The sequence below is a fragment of the Raineya sp. genome (assembly GCF_053497555.1).
Genome location: NZ_JBRCWE010000082.1, coordinates 1 through 15,423 on the forward strand (window position 1 = coordinate 1; position 15,423 = coordinate 15,423).

Consider the following 15,423-nt stretch of genomic DNA (forward strand, 5'->3'; position numbering starts at 1 on the left):
CCAATCGCGTATCCCCGAAGTTTGCGAACTGACTTGGTATTTGAATTGTTTTACACCCTATCCGATGCTCGCCAATGCTCATTCTTTCAAAGATAAATCCGAAAACCTTGCAGATGTCAATGCAGGTCTTTTTGATTATCCCGTACTAATGGCGGCGGATATTTTACTCTATGATGCCGAGTTTGTACCCGTTGGCAAAGACCAACAACAACATTTGGAAATTACTCGCGATATTGCTCAAAAAGTTAATTTTCATTATCAAGAAGAGATTTTTGTTATTCCCGAAGCTCAAATCAACGAATCTGTAATGACTATACCGGGTACAGACGGCAGAAAGATGAGCAAATCGTACAACAATTACATTGATATTTTCTTGCCAAGCAAAGAACTCAAAAAGCAAATTGCTAAAATTGTAACAGATGCCACCCCTTTGGAAGAACCTAAAAACCCCGATACCTGCAATGTTTTCAAAATTTATAGTCTGTTAGCTTCTCCCGCTGAAATTGAACAGATGCGTCAGAACTATCTGAAAGGCGGTTATGGCTACGGACACGCCAAACAAGCTCTCCAAGAACTTATTGAAAGTAAATTTCAAAACGAAAGAGAACGTTTTAACGAATTTATCCAAAACCCTGAACTATTAGAAAAAACCTTGCAAAAGGGTGAAGCCAAAGCTCGTGAAGTGGCTCATCAGACGTTGCAAAGAGTAAGAAAAGTAATGGGTTTTGCCTAAAATTAAGCAAAAATGAAAGCAACCAAACAACGCATAGCGATTTTTGCATCAGGAAACGGCACAAATGCCGAAAATGTCATTCTTTATTTTCAAAATCACGCTACTATTGAAGTAGCCTGTGTCCTTTCTAATAAAGCTGATGCTTTCGTTTTGGAAAGAGCCAAAAAATACCAAGTTCCTTCTTATACATTTGGAAAGGCAGATTTTTACGAAAACGGCAAGATTTTGGAAATTTTACAAAAGGAGCGTATTCATTGGATAATACTTGCAGGATTTTTATGGCTTGTGCCAGAAAACATTTTAGAGGCTTTTCCAAACAAAATTATCAACATTCACCCTGCTTTGCTTCCCAAATACGGCGGAAAAGGAATGTATGGCAACCGAGTGCATCAAGCAGTTTGGGAAAATAAAGAAACGGAAACAGGGATAACTATTCATTTTGCCAATGCCCACTACGATGAGGGGAAAGTTATTTTTCAGGCAAAAACATCTGTTTTACCCGAAGATACCCCCGAAAGCATAGCTCAAAAAGTACATAGTTTAGAATATGAGCATTTTCCAAAGGTGATTGAGCAAACTATTTTGGCAAGCCAAAGCGTATGATTTTCCTTTTTCTCATAGAAACCGAAGGCTGGTATCGTTTGGAGCATTTTTTGCCTCAAACCTTTCGCGAGTACGTATGGGAAAATCCATTTTGGCTCTTTGCAATGCCTTTTGCCCTGCTACTTTTTTTACTGCGTTGGTTTTTGGCATTGCCTACTCGGCAAAAGTTGGCAGTAACTTTGCCTGCAAATACGCAAAATTTACAAAAAGGGACTTTTTTTCGTTTTATCCCTGATGCGGTTTTGCTGATAGTGCTTTGGCTCGTGATGCTTGCCTTGGCTCGCCCACAAAAAGTAAATGAAAAAATACAACGCTATTCCGAAGGTATTGATGTGATGATAGCTCTTGATGTTTCGGAATCAATGCTTTATGAGGATTATAGCCCCAATCGTTTGCAAGCGGCTTTGCAAGTAGCCAAAAATTTTATTAAAAGTCGTTTGTATGAGGATAGAATTGGTATAGTGGTTTTTTCGGGAGAGGCTTTTACGCTTGTGCCACTCACCACCGATTACGAACTTTTGGAAAAGTTGCTCACGCAGGAAGTTCAGGGCAAAATGACAGAAGCCGAAGGAACAGCTCTCGGCGATGCTTTGGCGGTATGTATAAACCGACTTTCCCAAAGCAAAGCCAAATCCAAAGTAGTGATACTCGTTAGCGATGGCGATAACAATACAGGTAAAATTTCACCTATTGAGGCTTCACAAATTGCTCAAAAAGAGCAAATTAAGGTTTATAGCATTATCACGGCAAGTTATGCGGCACAAGTGCCTTTTGGGAAAGATGCTTTCGGCAAGCCGCAAATGTACGAAAATGCCATAGATGAGCAAATTATGCGAAAAATTGCTCAAAATACGCAAGGCGAATTTTTTAGAGCCGAAAATGCTCAAAGTTTGGAAAAAACGCTCAACGAAATTTCTGCCAAAGAAAAATCGGAAGTTTTAGAAATACGCTATTCGCAAGCCAAAGATTTTTACCGCATCTACTTGCTTTGGGCAATGATTTTCTGGCTTCTTTGGCTTGCTCTGAAACTTACTTTTATGAACAATGCACTAAAAGACTAACCCAGCGTACCACCTCCATCTACAATAAGGGTTTGCCCTGTAACAAAATTAGCCTCATCAGAAACCAAAAAAGCACAGGCATTGGCAATATCTTCGGGTTTGCCTATTCTACCCACAGGTATTTTTTTGATAAATTCCTGGCGATACTCTTCTTTTACGGTGGCAAACATATCGGTATCAATCACCCCCGGAGCCACGGCATTTACATTGATTTGATATTTACCGAGTTCTCTTGCCCAAGTTTTGGTAAGCCCAATGATAGCCGCCTTTGCCGCTACGTAATTACTTTGTCCGAAATTGCCTGTAAAGCCTACAATAGACGAAATACTGACAATTTTGCCATATTTTTGTTCAATCATTACAGGGCTTACTACCCTTGTGCAGTTAAATACCCCCGTCAGATTTACGTCAATAACAGCTTGCCATTCTTCGGCAGTCATTTTGCGAAGGCTATTATCGCGTATAATGCCTGCATTATTGATGAGAATATCAATTCTGCCAAACTCTTTCAAAGTAGCCTCGCAAGCCTTTTCTACGCTTTGCAAATTACTCACATTTACCCCTGTAAAAGCCTTTACGACTTTTTCGGGTGTTCCATTCAGTTCTTGGGCGGTTTTTTCGGCAAGCGGATTGATGTCCCAGATTACACCTTTGGCTCCTTCTTGCAAGAGTTTAGCAAGTATTGCCTTACCAATACCTTTTGCCCCTCCCGTAACCACTGCAACTTTGTCTTTCAAACGCATACAAACAGATTTTTTTGTTTCACAAAAAAAGGTACTTGCAAAGTACCCCCCCCATTGAGGGCAAATTTAATTCAAAAATACTATAAAGGCAAGTATATTGTTGAAGGTTTTGCGAAACATATTCTTGTAGTTTTTTCACTTTTTTCTTGACTTGTATTTTTTTTTTTACTTGCTGACGCAATCTTACAATTAGCCCCGGCAGTGTAAGATTTGCCGTAACGTTACGCTTAATCTAAAACAATGGTTTCACCTTAAAAAATTAGAAAAATTTATGAAACACAAAATTTTTTCTTTGCTTGTTGCGTTGATGCTTGTGGTAGGCATTGATGCGTTTGCGAATTCAGGAGTAAATCCAACCTATTCTCGGGAAAAATTAGCACAAATAGTAACAGAATATGCTGTCTCAAATTCAAATTACAACATCAGTGATGTGAATTCTATAAAAATAATAAGCGAAAAGTTAGAAAAGCGAAAGAGCGACAATTCATCAAACTGTGTTGTAATAATAATTGAAGCGGTAATAGAGGCTCAGGTTATTATAGTGATAGGTGATATGGAGATAACGTTTCCAGTGCTGATTCCTATAACAGTTATCATAGAAATAGGTTGCTAGAATAAAAAAAGAGCTATAGACTCATTTGAGTTTATAGCTTCCTATCCTTGTAAGGTAAAACTAAAAACTAAAAAAATATGAAAAGAAACTTTATTCTCTTTTTTTTATCTTTTCTTCCCTTTTCTATTTTTTCACAAAACCAGGTTAAGAAAGGGAAGGTAGTTTATTTACAAGTTATGAATATGAATGTATCAAGCCAAAGGACAATCACGCTATTTTGGGATAATGATTGTTCAATAGCAGATGTGAAGGGAATAAAATCGGAAGAGCCCAAACAAATGCCACAAGAAACAAGACAAGAGAAAGAAACAGGCAGAGAAATAGATGCACAAGGCAATGAGGTAATTAAGAAAAATATTCGTGTTCAGCAGACTGTTAAGAAAGATGATTTATTCAAAGATAAGTATAGTTTTTTCAAAGATTTCAAGAAAAAAGAACTTTACTCACCTAATTTCATTCTTGGTTTTAGCGATATTGAAACGGCAGTGAATGGTGGCAGTTTGGGTGTTGAAGTACAACCTATGGTTGTAAAAGAAAAACTACCCGACTTTGGTTGGCAAATAACCCAAGAGAAAAAGAAAATAGAAGGCTACGAATGTTTCAAAGCAATTTCTAAACCATTCAGAGGTAGGACTTACATTGCTTGGTTTTGCCCTGAAATACCCATACCTGATGGTCCTTGGAAGCTGTGCGGTTTGCCCGGACTTATCCTTGAAGCACAGGACGAAAAAGGTGAGGTAAAATTTATTGCCCAAAAAGTTGAACTGCAAACTCAAAACTTCAAAGTAGAAAATAAACTTCTGACAACAGGCTATCCCGTACTCACTTGGGAGGAGTTCAAGAACAAACATAAGGAAGAAAATACCAAAAGGAAAAACTACTATAAATCCAAAGGTATCAACCTTGGAGATATAAAAATGAAACTTGAACTGGAAGAATTTGAGGATTAAACCGCCAAAGCATCAAATGCTTTTTTGGAAAAATGGGTAGTCGTTTGCTATAACGACTACTTTCTTTTAGCTTTTCAAATCTCAATATTTTTAGTGTTATGAGGCTCGGGCAAATTTTATTTTTTGCTTTCGCAATCGTGCATCATCTCTATTCGCAAGAAATCAAAATAAAAGGAGACGTAAAAGATAGCTTGCAAAATAGCGTTGCAGGGGCACAAGTAATTCTTTATGCAGGCAATAAAAAGGCAATCCTCAAATTTACAAGCACAAACGAAAATGGCGTTTTTGAAATTACCTCCCCTACCCATCCCGAAGGCTATACGCTTTCGGTACGTATGGTAGGCTATAAGCCTTTTGAGCAATTTATTGAGCCTAATGAACAAGAAAAATACTTTCAGATTACGCTTAAAGATGATAATAGCATTCAAGAAATTACTATTACAACAAAAATTCCTGTCATTCAGCAAAAGGGTGACACTACTATCTACAAAGCCGATCAATTTCGGAGTGGCACTGAAAAAACCTTAGAAGATGTACTCAAAAAACTGCCTGGCATATCGGTAACCGAAGAGGGAGATGTTTTTTTCAAAGGAAAACAAATCCAAAAATTGCTCATTGAAGGCGATAATGTTTTTGATAAAGACTACAAAGTCGGTACAAAGAATATCTCTGCCGATATGGTCAGCGAAATAGAAGGCATTGAAAACTACTCTGATAACCCAACTCTGAAAGGCTTATCCGAAAAAAAAGAAACCGTCTTGAACATCAAACTCAACAATAAGAAAAGCCGTCCTTTCGGTGAGACTACACTCGGAGCAGGTGTAAAGGAGAAGTGGCATCTGCATAATAATATGTTTCAACTGCAAAGTAAACAGAAATGGGTTTGGCTTGTGCAGGGAAACAACATCGGGAACTCGCCTTTTACGCTTTCGCAAAGTGTAACTTCAATGAGTAATGTCAATTTGGCTAATCTTTCTAAATCGGAAAAAAACTTTTTCATACCTTCTTTCACGGGCATTCCGCAACGTTTCAATTGGTTACAAAATTTAGAGCAACGCTCTAACTTGAACAATACCTTGTTTAGCAATTTTACTTACTACGGTAAATGGAAAGATAAACTCACCTATCGGCTGATTTACCAGTTCTACACAGACCGCAACCAACTTTTCAGAAATTCTTCTACCACGTTTGGTTTGAGTGAGGATAGTTTTGTTTTACAAGAAAATCAAGGAGCTACTCTCAAGCCGCAACAACATCATACTACTCTGTACTTATTGCATACGCCTAATGGTTACTCTCGTTGGGAAAATACTTTGCAAGTAACTTTTCTGAAAAGGGACTATGAAAATGCTTTGACGTACAATGTTACTACTTCGCCACGTTCAGATCCCTTGCAAGAACTTTCTTCGGAAACTAATCGCCTCATAGAAAATGAACTAAAATATAGCTGTCGTATCAGTGAGAAAAAGGCTTTTTTGATGAATTTCCATTGGGCTAATCAAAAAATTGAGGGCTTGCAGTCGTTTTATAGCAAGCGTTTTAATACATTTTTGCAGGTGGATACAAACACCAATCTTGTACGCCAAAGCAACCGCTTGCCAGGCAATTCTTTGCAATTTGCAGGGGAATACATTGAAAAAATTGTTCCCAAAGTAACTTTGAAACTCACGGCAGAGAGTAATTTTCAGCAAATTGAGGGCTTTACTAAAATTTTATATCAACTTTGGGGTGATGAACAGGAACTTGCTGACCCTGCTTACCGCAATCAAATCAATTTGCATACGGCTGAAAATGCCTTTGGAACAACGCTATCCTATTTTCCTACGTCTTTTAATACAATTGCCACAAGTTGGTTCTGGAAACATAAGTGGATAGGTTTAGAGGAAAAGAAAAGTATGGTTTCGTTTATTGAGCCTAACGTAAGTTTTTCTTGGAAAGTTAAAAAAATTCTTTCCCAAATTTCATATAATTTCACTTGGCAAAACCCAACTTTGCAAAACCTGCTCAATGGTTACTGGCTTGTAGGTTACAGGAATTTTCGTAGTGGGGGCGAGGAGGTGCGTTTTGTTCCTACGCATCGTGTAACCTTTATTTTCAACTTTGATGATTTACAACACTTGCAAAGTATGGTTTTGTATGGCTCTTACAATAGGCAAAGCAATTATTACGGCATAGCTTCTCGGGTAGAACAAGATTTTACCATAATGCAAAACCAAATTTTCCCTAAAAATGAAATGGCGACATTGAGCCTTACATTAGATAAGTACGTACATTCTTGGCTTTCGGGTTTTCGTTGGCTCAATGCTTTTACGTATCAGAATTATAATAACCAAGTTAATAACTTTGTTTTGGGGAATAATATTTTTAGGTCGGTATTTAGTAAGTTGCAGTACAGGAGTTTATTTGAAGGATATTTTAATTTAGAAGCATTTGCACAAGTTTCTTACAATATTTTGGAAAATAAGCTACTTACCGAAGTAACTTCTACTGAAAATTGGAACATTACGTACCGTATTTCGGGGGTATTTCAGGGATTGCAGAAAAAACTACATTGGACTTGCTCTGCTGAAAGATTAGATTTTCGCTCTCAACAAGCACAGCAATCACTTTACTTTTTTGATACTGAACTGACTTACCAACTGAAAAAATTGCAATTAGGCTTGGAAATCTACAATCTTTTGGATAACGATACGCTCTTTCAACTCAATACCTTTAATATTTCTGTACAAAGCTCTTCACAACTGTTTCAAGGACGTTGGATAATGGGCAGGGTGAAGTTTAAGTGGTGAAAGAGAGTTTCAGGATTTTCATTTCACTATACCTTTCTTCTTCTGAACAAATAAATTTTACTTTCGCTACCTGATAGCAGACGCTTTATGTTTTTGCGATGTGTGATAATTAGCAAAAACGCTAATATACTGCTAAAAATCACCAAAGTAGGATTATTCTGCCTGAAAACAGGTATAGTTATCAAGAAAGTGGGAAAAGAAAAGCCTGCAATGATAGAGCCTAATGAAACGTAATGCGTAGCTATCAGCACCAGCAAAAATACAAGTATTGAAAGCAATGCTACCTGTGGGTGCAAAGCAATGACCATTCCAAGAATAGTAGCCACCCCTTTGCCACCTTTGAAATTTACATAAATCGGGAAAATATGCCCAATAACAGCCAAAATGCCAAAAGCAATTTGATAATAAATCAAATCGTAGGCAATGATATGGTCTAAATCTAAAAGCAATGTAGCAAGGTGCGTTGCTACAAAACCTTTCAAAATATCAATGGTCAGTACAAAAATGCCAGCTTTTTTACCCAAAATCCTAAAAGTATTAGTAGCTCCTGCGTTTTTGCTTCCATACTCACGAACATCAATGCCATAGAAACGCTTACCTACCCAAACTGCCGTAGGAATAGAGCCTACCAGATAAGCCAAAATACCTGCGATAATAATTGCGAGTGTATCCATTCTTGCTTTGTTGTTTAATATTAAACCAATTTGAACAAAAAGTGAATGGCAAGTTAAATCAATTTTTCCTGAAATCAAAATAATGGGTGAAAATAAACTTGTGTTTTTCGTACAAAAGCCTTTTCTTTTCCCCAGATTACTTCCAGCCAAACATCTTTTTCGCCAATAACATTCAGTTTTTGCCCTTTGGATAGCACTACAACTTTTTCGGAAGCCGCCGAAGGACTTTTCATCAAATATGTATGATTGTAAGCTACTATCGCCTCATTAATATTCGGAATAAAATTGACAAAAAAAATGCTAAAAGCCAAACCCAAAAGCAAAATAATACCATTTCGTTGAAAAGCTCCCCAAGTCGTATATTTTCTGCGTAAAAAGCTAATAGACCACAATAAAAAAAGCAGGCAAAGCCCTAAAATAATCCACCTATGATAGGCGTAATAAAGCAGTAAAATCCATTTGCTATCACTCACCTCGTAGCCTTCCAATTCGTATGCCGTAGCAATATTGTAGATTTTTTGGGCGGTAGAAAGTTTGGGTTCGTTTTGTAAAAGCAAATTAAGATAGTGCAAATAGGCTACATAGTTTTTCTGTTGGGAGGCAATGAAAGCCTGCTTTAGAACATTTTGCTCCGAAAATACTCCTTCCCCTAAAATTTGGGCATACACGGCTTCTGCCTCGCTGTATTTGCCCACGGCAAAAAGCGAATCGGCAAGAAAATTTTTTTGCTTAAAATCCTGACAATAAATGCTTTCAGTAAGTAGCCCATTGATGCAAACTAAAAAAAAGAAAATTTTTTTCAACATTTGTTTGGAGTATTTGTTAAAGTTGTGTTATCTTTGCACTGCAATTTAGGAAACACCCTCTTAAAAAGCAAAAGATTCCGTAGCTCAGCAGGTAGAGCACATCCCTTTTAAGGATGGGGTCCTGGGTTCGAGCCCCAGCGGGATCACTTATCCAAAAGCCCCAATGTTGGGGCTTTTTTTATTGCAAAAATACCTGAAAATCAAATCCTAAATCCTGAAAATCTCATTTTAGTCCTGATTTATTTTGAAAATTGTGTAATTTTGCACAAAAAAATATAACCAATGAAACGTTACATAACAATAGCTCTGATTGTTTCTTTGATAGCCTTTCAGGCTTGTAAAAATGAGAAAATTACGCTTTCAGGTGAAACAGAAAACCTTAAAGGTAAAGTTTATTTAGCCTATGCCGAAAAACACAACGAAAATTTTTGGGATAGTGCCATTTTGCTGGATAGTACCGAAATTCAACAGAATACTTTTAGCTTTCAAGTACCCAAAGAAAAAAGAATTTACAGAATATTTTTTGCAGAACGTAAAGATTTGCCCTTGTGGGTGGTAGCAGGGGAAAAAAATCTTACAATCAAGAAAATCAATCCTGAAAAACTTACCGAAATGCTCTTGGAAGGAGCTGATGATAAAGATAAAGAACTTTTCAAAACCTTTTGGGGCTTTTTTACCACTTACAAGCAAAACCTCAAAACAGATAGCCTTTACGTAAATTTGGAAAAACTTTGGCAAGCAGAAAGCAATGAAAAAGCCAAAGACTCATTGAAAGGGCTGTTGCAACAACGTGATTGGGTGATTTACAAAGACTTGAGTGAAAAAAATTATCCTTTGCTCAATGCCAGTATGCCTTCTCTTACAGCCATTGCTTTTGCAGAGCATTTAGATTTGCTAAAAGATTATGTTTTCTTGAAAGAATTTGCTGATAAAGTTGCCCAGCAAATGCCCGAAGATAAACACGGAGAGCGTTTCATAGAGTTTATTGGTCGTCTTCATTCTCCTGAATTGGATAAGTTGCGTCCTGCTAAAATAGGACTGAATGTTGGTGATATTGCTCCCGATTTTACGCTACCCACTCCCGAAGGCAAACCTATTTCTTTGGCATCTTTCCGAGGGAAAGTGTTGCTGATAGATTTTTGGGCGGCTTGGTGTCGTCCTTGCCGAATGGAAAATCCGAATGTAGTTGCCGCTTACAAAAAATTTAAGCATAAAGGATTTGATATTTTAGGCGTTTCGCTTGATGATGACAAAGAAAAATGGCTCAAAGCCATTGAAAAAGATGAACTTACCTGGACACACGTTTCCGACCTTAAAATGTGGGATTCGGCGATTCTGCCTATTTATGAAATCAATGCAATTCCAATGAACTTTCTTTTGGACAAAGACGGCAGAATTTTGGCTAAAAATCTACGAGGACCTGCATTAGAACAAGCACTAAACGAAGTATTTGCTTCTAAATAATTTTTCACAAAAAAAGCCCTTATCCAATAAGGGCTTTTTTTGAACGATGAGAGAGTAACTCAATTTCTTGAATACAGCAACTCTTTTTCCTGAATTTCCTGCTTCCAAAGCTCTTTGCCGTCTTTATTGAAAATTTTGATACTCATCACACGTTCTTTGCGTTTGCCAGTTACTTCTATCAAAGCAAAATTGTGTTCTGTAACCAATGTATTTGGCACACGCAATTCGTTTTGTTCTTTTTCGGGGTTGAAAGTACCCGAAGTGAGTGGCGAAACGGTCAAATCGTAAATGGGCGGATTGGTATTCGTTTTGGAAAGTTCTGTGAAATGGCGGTCGCCTGTTAGGAAAACAACTCCTGAAATTTTATTTTTTACAATGGCATCAAGAATTTTCTGACGCTCTTCGGGGAAATTGATAAAGTTTTCTTTGGTTTTGGATAAGCTCAAAAACTGGCTACCTACGGCAATTATCTTGAAAGAAGCCTGACTGGAAGCCAAAGCATTGATGAGCCACTCTACTTGCTCTTCGCAGAGAATACATCTATTTCCTGCGAAATTGTTGTTGGCGGTACGGAAATATCGGTCGTCAAGTAAGAAAAATTGGACATCACCCCAAACAAAAGTACCTGTAATGCCCTTTCCTTGCGGATTGGCTATTCCATAATTCGGATTACCCCAGAATAGCTTAAAAGCTTCCAAAGTCAAATCTTTATGTGGATAGCTTTTGTCGGAGTCATTGGGTCCGTAGTCGTGGTCGTCCCAAATGGCATAATGATGCACCGAACCTAAAAGAGCTTGTAGTTCGGGGGTTGAGCGTGTATGCGTATTACGATAGAAAATGCCTGTTTTTGTTCCCCAATCTACTTCACGCAAATAGATATTATCGCCGAGCCAAAGCATAAAATCGGGCTTTTGCTCATAGATACGTGTTAGGATTTCGTAATTACTTCCATAAGGTTTGCCTGGACGGTCGTAGGGGGTATCGTTGATGTACAAGCAACTGCCCGTAGCAAATTTGAAATTGGGTGGCTCAGTACGATATTGCCATAAAACTTGTGTCTGAAACTCCAAAGGATAAGAACGGCTTACTTTTTGGTTATTGATGTAAAGCTCGTATTCGTAACGCTTGCCCGGTTCTACTTGGTTGGCAACGAGCCGAGCCGTGAAAGCCTCATCGGCTTTGGTGCTTACTTCGTCTGTAAATTTCTTTTGACTTGCATTACCTTTTTCCCAATAGGCAAATTTAACTTTTGCACTGCTTTTGGTTTGTACCCATAGCAAAACTTCTTTCATTTCCGAATATCCTACCATAGGACCCGATTGCAAAAGGTTTGCCTGAGCAAAAACTCCTTGTATCCATAAGCAAGAGAGCAAAATGGTGAAATAGTTTTTCAGCATAACCATATAAACGTTTGTTTGCCTGCAAAAATAGCAAAACACATCAAGCAAGTGTTAATTCAAGATGATTTTTTTGGTTTTTGTAATTATTTACGCTCCAAAAATTCAGGTATGGCGTTCAAGACTTTAAGGATTTTTTTTGCATCTGACATCAATTGTTCAAAAAATCTTGTTTCTTTTCTGAAAATTGAACTTAAAAGAAATTGCTGATTTTTAGTATTTTGGCACTTCTGCAATACGGCTACGCATCGTTTTGAGGTCTAAGTTTTGCTCAAAACTGCTACGTAAATTTTTGTATTGCTTGTTGAGGCTCTCTATTTTTTGAGAAATTTTTGTTTTGTCGGGCGAAAGTTCATTGGCTTTCTGCAAAGTTTCTATCAGGTTTTTGTGATAATTTTCCAAAGAATTGAGATATTCGCCTGCTATTCGGCTAATTTCATCTCCCAGAAAGTCTAATTTCTGTCTGCCTACTATGGAATAATGCACCCTGCCGTCTTCAAAAATTTTTACATAATCAATTTTACCTGCTTGGGTGTATTTTTTTTCAATGTTTTTGATAGTCGCATCAATTTTGGCATAATTGAAATAGCTACGTATCAGGTCGTTGGTGCTTTGATTGTCTAAATTTTTAGCTTCGGGAAAAAGGTCGGAGGTAGCATTTTTTACAAAATCGTTGAGCAAGCTTTCTACTGCCTCAATTTTGATATGGAACTCTTGACTTTGCTTTTCAAGCTCTGACGAAATACGAGCCAAATTTTCGTAATGAGCTACATATTTCTTGATTTCTTGATTAAAAATCTTCAAGTCGTCTGGTGTAACGCTGTCTTCATCAATAATGGTGTGATTGACCAAATTGACTACCGAAGTAATGGAATTTACCACAGGGATATTGCTGGTAATCAGATTGGTAATGGGGTTGTTGATGATATTGGAAACTATCTGACGAAAACGCGATATTTTTTTAGTACCTAATTTGGCTTTTTTCAACACTTTTTCATCTATCACCTTCAAAATTTCACTTTCCAAACGAAAGCCTAAGTCTTCGTTGGTGGGGTTGTTGAGGGCGGCAACTGCCGAAAAATACTCCGTAGCCGAAAGAGATGCTTTCAGAGCCGAAAGACTTTTGTTCAGAGCATCAACAGCCCCCGCAGTTTTTCGCAAACTTTCGGTATTTTTTTCGTATAAAGTACGTGCTTCTTTTTCTGTTTCCAATTTTATTTGGAAATATTGTTTTTGCAAAATTTGAAGCGAGTCGTAAGTGTTTTTGGTGAGGTCAAAATACTTTTTCAAAACTACCTCATTTTGCCCAGAGGCGTGTAAAGAAGAAAATATGGCGATTACATACAAAAGTTTTTTCATAAAAATATAGGATTTTTTGGCAAGATACGAAAAAAGACGAAAAAAAATTCATTTTTGCAATGAATTTGCAAGAAAAGCGTTATTATTGCGTTTAATTTTTCTGAAACAAAATCCAAGAAGCAATGAAAAAAATAGTGTGCAGTCTGTTTTTGAGCCTTTGGGCGGCAGTTTCAATGGCTCAATTACAAAACAATCAGTCAAAATTTGAGCCTGTATTTGATTTTCGAGCTACTCCTACCCGTTCGGCAAGCGGTATGCCCGGCGAAGCCTATTGGCAAAATCGTGCCGATTACGTTTTGAATGTAGAGTTGGATATTGAAAAACACCAAATCAAAGGCACTTTCAAAATCACTTATACCAACAACTCACCCGATAATCTGCCTTTCTTGTGGGTACAATTAGACCAAAACAAATTCAAAGCCGATTCGCGTGGTACTTTGGTACAAGCCTTAGAAGGTAGCAGAAACCGTGCCGATGCCACCGAAGGGTACAAAATTGAAAACTTGCGTGCCGCAGGCAAACCTGTGAAATTTATCGTTGACGACTCGCGTATGCAAATCCGTTTAGATGCTCCTTTGAAAGCTAAAGGTGGAAAAATTGATATTGAAGGCTCTTATTCCTTTGAAATACCCGAATACGGTGCCGACCGCACAGGACGTATCAAAATGGCAAAAGGCTGGATTTACAACATCGCCCAATGGTTTCCTCGTATGTGTGTGTATGACGACATCAAAGGCTGGAACGTTGAGCCTTATTTAGGTTCAGGAGAGTTTTATTTGGAATATGGAAATATTGAATACAAAGTTACTGCTCCTGCCAGTGTAGTAGTTTTAGGTTCAGGAGCTTTGCAAAACCCTGCTGAATGTTGGACTGCCGAACAGCTTAAACGTTGGGAGCAAGCTCGCAATAGCGACAAAACCGTAGATATTATTGCCGAAAATGAAGTTGGAACACCAGCTTCGCGTCCTGCGGGTAAGAGCAAAATTACTTGGCACTATAAAATAGAAAACACCCGCGATGCGGCTTTTGGTGCTTCTGAAGCCTTTATTGTAGATGCGGCTCGTATCAATTTGCCCAGCGGCAAAAAAATTCTTGCTATTTCAGGTTATACCCAAGAAAGTGTTGATAGAAATGCCAAAGGTGGCGGTTGGGAACGCTCTACCGAATACACCAAAGCCGCTATTGAGCATTATTCCAAAATGTGGTATGAGTTCCCTTATCCTACCGCAGTAAATATTGCGGGTAATATCGGTGGAATGGAATATCCCGGACTAAGTTTTTGCAGTTATCGTTCCAAAGGGGCAAGTCTTTGGGGCGTAACTGACCACGAATTTGGGCATAACTGGTTTCCAATGATTGTGGGCAATAATGAAAGACTTTACCCTTGGATGGACGAAGGTTTTAATACCTTTATCAATATTTACAGCACTCGTGAGTTCAATAACGGAGAGTTTAATGAAAGGGATTTTGATAATTTACGCCAACTTGTAATGCTATTCACCAATCCACGTAGGGAAGCTATCAGCACGTATCCTGATGTAGTACAAGACAGAAATTTGGGGATAACAGCTTATTACAAACCGGGTATTGGTATGTATTTGCTTCGTGAATACATTTTAGGACCTGAGCGTTTTGATTATGCTTTCCGTAGTTACATCAAAACTTGGGCTTTCAAACACCCTCAACCTTTTGATTTTTTCAATTTTATGAACAATGCCGCAGGCGAAGAGCTTGGCTGGTTCTGGAAGGCTTGGTTCTATGGCACAGGTACCATAGATTTTGAAGTTACCAATGTCGCCCCTTTCAAAGATGATTTCAAGAATGGAGCTGTGGTAGTTATTAAAAATAATGGTGATGTAATGCCCCTTGTTTTAGAGGTAACCGAAGAAGACGGTAAAAAAACGCGTATGAACCTGCCTGTGGAAATCTGGCAAAAAACCAATATCAAAGCTATCCGTACTTATACTACCAAAAAAGTAATTAAAGCCGAAATAGATCCTGATAAAAAACTTCCTGATATAGCGGGAGATAATGATGTATGGACACCCGAAATAGGAGCAAAACGTAAGGCAGAGGAAGAAGCCAAAGAAAAGCAAATGAGAGAAGAAAAACGCAAGCAGGAAGAAAGAGAAAAAATATTAGAAGAACTTTTGATTAAAAAAGAGCAACCTGCCGAAGAAAACGAAAGCGGTAAGGATAAAAAAAGAAAAAGAAAAAAATAGAAATGCCAA

General features: G+C 37.9%; 13 protein-coding genes and 1 tRNA gene. 9 read left to right on the plus strand and 5 right to left on the minus strand.

What is annotated here, in order from left to right; translation table 11 throughout:
• The 3 genes from trpS to ACWITO_RS10715 form a co-directional block, all read left to right on the plus strand.
• On the plus strand, window positions 1–733 hold a 733-nt coding region (trpS, locus tag ACWITO_RS10705), incomplete at its 5' end, for a tryptophan--tRNA ligase (RefSeq protein ID WP_448529986.1).
• 12 nt (window positions 734–745) lie between these two features.
• Window positions 746–1,336: a phosphoribosylglycinamide formyltransferase gene (gene purN / locus ACWITO_RS10710; RefSeq protein ID WP_448529987.1), complete on the plus strand. Its 591-nt coding sequence runs from the start codon at window positions 746–748 to the stop codon at window positions 1,334–1,336.
• Window positions 1,333–2,397, plus strand: a complete 1,065-nt coding sequence (locus ACWITO_RS10715) for a VWA domain-containing protein (protein WP_448529988.1) — start codon at window positions 1,333–1,335, stop codon at window positions 2,395–2,397. The genes purN and ACWITO_RS10715 overlap by 4 nt, the downstream gene beginning before the upstream one ends.
• Here ACWITO_RS10715 and ACWITO_RS10720 read toward each other — a convergent pair.
• A complete protein-coding gene (locus tag ACWITO_RS10720) occupies window positions 2,394–3,140 on the minus strand; it encodes a beta-ketoacyl-ACP reductase (RefSeq protein WP_448529989.1) in 747 nt (248 codons plus the stop codon). The two genes, ACWITO_RS10715 and ACWITO_RS10720, sit on opposite strands and share 4 nt — an antisense overlap.
• 271 nt (window positions 3,141–3,411) lie before the next feature.
• Between ACWITO_RS10720 and ACWITO_RS10725 the strand changes: the two genes are divergently transcribed.
• The 3 genes from ACWITO_RS10725 (at window position 3,412) to ACWITO_RS10735 (ending at window position 7,492) form a co-directional block, all read left to right on the plus strand.
• Window positions 3,412–3,753, plus strand: a complete 342-nt coding sequence (locus ACWITO_RS10725) for a hypothetical protein (protein WP_448529990.1) — start codon at window positions 3,412–3,414, stop codon at window positions 3,751–3,753.
• Between the two features lie 278 nt (window positions 3,754–4,031).
• Entirely contained in the window at window positions 4,032–4,703 is a 672-nt protein-coding gene (locus ACWITO_RS10730; RefSeq protein WP_448529991.1) for a GLPGLI family protein, read from the plus strand.
• 98 nt (window positions 4,704–4,801) lie between these two features.
• Entirely contained in the window at window positions 4,802–7,492 is a 2,691-nt protein-coding gene (locus ACWITO_RS10735) for a carboxypeptidase-like regulatory domain-containing protein (RefSeq protein WP_448529992.1), read from the plus strand.
• Window positions 7,493–7,518: 26 nt separating this feature from the next.
• Here the strand turns inward: ACWITO_RS10735 and plsY are convergent, their stop codons facing one another.
• Window positions 7,519–8,166 carry a glycerol-3-phosphate 1-O-acyltransferase PlsY gene (gene plsY, locus ACWITO_RS10740; protein ID WP_448529993.1) on the minus strand — a complete coding sequence of 216 codons (648 nt, stop codon included), beginning with the start codon at window positions 8,164–8,166 and terminating at the stop codon, window positions 7,519–7,521.
• 74 nt (window positions 8,167–8,240) lie between these two features.
• A complete protein-coding gene (locus ACWITO_RS10745) occupies window positions 8,241–8,972 on the minus strand; it encodes a hypothetical protein (RefSeq protein WP_448529994.1) in 732 nt (243 codons plus the stop codon).
• Between the two features lie 73 nt (window positions 8,973–9,045).
• On the opposite strand from ACWITO_RS10745, the gene ACWITO_RS10750 reads away from it, so the two are divergent.
• Both ACWITO_RS10750 and ACWITO_RS10755 read left to right on the plus strand, forming a co-directional pair.
• A tRNA-Lys gene (locus ACWITO_RS10750) sits at window positions 9,046–9,118 on the plus strand.
• Window positions 9,119–9,254: 136 nt separating this feature from the next.
• Entirely contained in the window at window positions 9,255–10,436 is a 1,182-nt protein-coding gene (locus ACWITO_RS10755; RefSeq protein ID WP_448529995.1) for a peroxiredoxin family protein, read from the plus strand.
• A gap of 59 nt (window positions 10,437–10,495) precedes the next feature.
• Here the strand turns inward: ACWITO_RS10755 and ACWITO_RS10760 are convergent, their stop codons facing one another.
• The gene (locus tag ACWITO_RS10760; protein ID WP_448529996.1) at window positions 10,496–11,839 is read right to left on the minus strand and encodes an alkaline phosphatase D family protein; all 1,344 of its coding nucleotides are present in this window, start codon (window positions 11,837–11,839) and stop codon (window positions 10,496–10,498) included.
• A gap of 207 nt (window positions 11,840–12,046) precedes the next feature.
• Window positions 12,047–13,192, minus strand: a complete 1,146-nt coding sequence (locus tag ACWITO_RS10765; protein ID WP_448529997.1) for a hypothetical protein — start codon at window positions 13,190–13,192, stop codon at window positions 12,047–12,049.
• 122 nt (window positions 13,193–13,314) lie between these two features.
• Between ACWITO_RS10765 and ACWITO_RS10770 the strand changes: the two genes are divergently transcribed.
• A complete protein-coding gene (locus ACWITO_RS10770; RefSeq protein WP_448529998.1) occupies window positions 13,315–15,414 on the plus strand; it encodes a M1 family metallopeptidase in 2,100 nt (699 codons plus the stop codon).
• Window positions 15,415–15,423 lie beyond the last annotated feature (9 nt).